This is a genomic window from Agrococcus sp. HG114, from assembly GCF_024723325.1.
Classification (GTDB): domain Bacteria; phylum Actinomycetota; class Actinomycetes; order Actinomycetales; family Microbacteriaceae; genus Agrococcus.
Genome location: NZ_JANQCH010000193.1, coordinates 1 through 2,329, shown reverse-complemented (window position 1 = coordinate 2,329; position 2,329 = coordinate 1). Strand labels below are relative to the sequence as shown.

The following is a 2,329-nucleotide window of genomic DNA, read 5'->3' as shown; positions in this document are numbered from 1 at the left end:
GCCCTGGCGCGGGCGGCGAGCTCGCGCTCGGTCGCCTCGGCGAGCGACCACGCGATGCCGCCGATCTCGTGCACGGGCGCCGTGCCGAGCCCGCCGATCCAGCCGCCGAGCGCATCCACGTCGACGAAGGTCGCGGTGACCGCGGCCGAGGCGGTGAACACGAGCCGCTGGGGCAGGCCCTCCCCCACCCACTCGCGGTGGTGCGACACCCACACGCGGTCGGCGTGCCACGACTCGACCGCGCCGGCAGTGGCGAGCTCGCGCGCGCCGTCGGCGACGCGCCGCTGCGCGTCGGCGACCTCGGCCATCGCGTCCTCGGGGGAGGCCGCCTGCCAGCGGGAGTGCACCGTCACGGTCGCGCGCTCGGCGGCCGCTCGCTCGACGGCCTCGCCGCGCACCAGGATCTCGACCACGCTGCGGATGCTACTCGCGGAGCCTGGCGCCGTGCCGCTCGCTCGCGACGCGCAGGCCCGCGAGCTTCGCCTCGCTCGCCTCGGCCGCGGTGAGCGTGCGATCCGGCGCGCGGAAGCGCAGCGCGAACGTGAGCGACTTCTCGCCCTCGCCGAGCCCCGCGCCGCGGTAGTCGTCGACGAGCGCGATGTGCTCGAGGAGCGCTCCCGCCCCGTCGCGCACCGCCCGGCGCACGTCGCCCGCGGGCACGTGCCGGTCGACGACGACCGAGAGGTCCTGCGTCGCCGCGGGCACGGGAGCGATGCGGCGCGTCTCGAGCCGCGCGCGGGCGCGCTCGATGAGCGCGCCGAGGTCGAGCTCGGCGACCGCGACGCCGCGCGGCAGGTCGGCGTCGGCGGCGACCGCGGGCAGCAGCTCCCCGGCGACGCCCACGACGAGCTCGCCGACGAGCAGCTCCGCGGTGCGGCCCGGGTGCAGCCACGCGCGCTCCGCCTGGCGCAGCTCGAGCTCGACCCCGACGGTCCGCGCGATCCGCTCGGCCGCCTCCACCGCATCCGCGAGCCCGAAGCGCTCGCTCGCCCGGCCAGGCTGCTTGCGCACGCGCTCGCCCACGAGCAGCACCGCCGCGTGCAGCGGCTGCTCGGGGAGCCGGTCGAGCTCGGCGAGCACGCCGTCGGCCGGTCGCGCCTCGGCGCCCGGCAGCTCGTCGGTGCCCTGCCCGTCGACCTGGTGGAAGACGCGGCCGAGCTCGAACAGCGCGAGGTCGGTGAGGCCGCGGCCGAGGTTGCGGTGCGCGGCGTCGAGCAGGCCCGGCACGAGCGCGGTGCGCAGGAACGGCCGCTCCCCGTCGAGCGGGTTCTCGAGCCGCACGGGCGCGTGCCCCGTCAGGTGCGCCTGCCGCTCGGTGACGAACGGGGCGACGAGCACCTCGGTGTGGCCGCTCGCCGCGAGCGCGTCGGCGACCTTCCGGCGCAGGCGCTGCGCGCGCGTGTACCCGCGCCCGGGCGGGGCGACGGGCAGCACGGAGGGGATGCGGTCGAAGCCCACGATGCGGGCGATCTCCTCGACGAGGCCCTCGCGGTCGGTGAGGTCGCGGCGCCACGTCGGCGGGGTGACCGTCCAGGCATCCGCGCCGTCGGCGATCGTCGCGCCGACGCTCTCGAGCGCCGCGCGCGCCTCGTCGTCGGAGTACTCGCCGCCGAGCAGCGCGCTCCAGTAGCCGACCGGGATCTCGATCGGGCGCATCTGGGCGACCTCGCCGACCTCGGTGCCGAGCTCGTCGAGCGTGCCGCCCGCGAGCTCGACGAGCAGCTGGGCGACGCGCGCCGCCGCCGCGTCGGCGACGGCCGGGTCGACGCCGCGCTCGTAGCGCTTCGACGCCTCGGAGAAGAGCTTGTGCCGGCGCGCGGTGCGGCCGATCGAGACCGCGTCGAACGTCGCCGCCTCGATGAGCACGTCGGTCGTCGCGTCGTCCATCTCGGTCTCGGCGCCGCCCATGACGCCCGCGAGGCCGATCGCGCCGCGGTCGTCGGTGATGAGGAGGTCCTCAGGGTGGAGCGTCCGCTCGACGCCGTCGAGGGTGACGAGCGTCTCGCCCTGGCGCGCGCGGCGCACGGCGATGCCGCCCCGCAGCTTCCCGAGGTCGTAGCCGTGGATCGGCTGGCCGAGCTCGAGCATCACGTAGTTCGTGATGTCGACCGGCAGCGAGATCGAGCGGATGCCCGCGAGGCGCAGGCGCGAGGCGAGCCACGACGGGCTCGGGCGGCTCGGGTCGATGCCGCGCACGACGCGCACGACGAACCGCGAGCAGCCGGCGCGGCCGCGGATGGGCGCGTCGTCGTCGAGCGAGACGGCGAAGCCGGATGCGGCCGGCCCGGTGTCGCGGCTCCGCGCGGTCTCGGCGGGGTCGGCGAACGCC

2 protein-coding genes are annotated in these 2,329 nt (G+C 77.2%); both read right to left on the bottom strand.

The window, feature by feature from the left end; all coding sequences use genetic code 11:
- Nucleotides 1–413: SIMPL domain-containing protein (locus NWP09_RS12475; RefSeq protein WP_258275822.1), on the bottom strand; the 413-nt coding region annotated here is incomplete at its 3' end.
- A gap of 10 nt (nucleotides 414–423) precedes the next feature.
- Nucleotides 424–2,329 (bottom strand): phenylalanine--tRNA ligase subunit beta (gene pheT, locus NWP09_RS12470; RefSeq protein ID WP_258275821.1); only part of this gene is annotated, 1,906 nt, incomplete at its 5' end.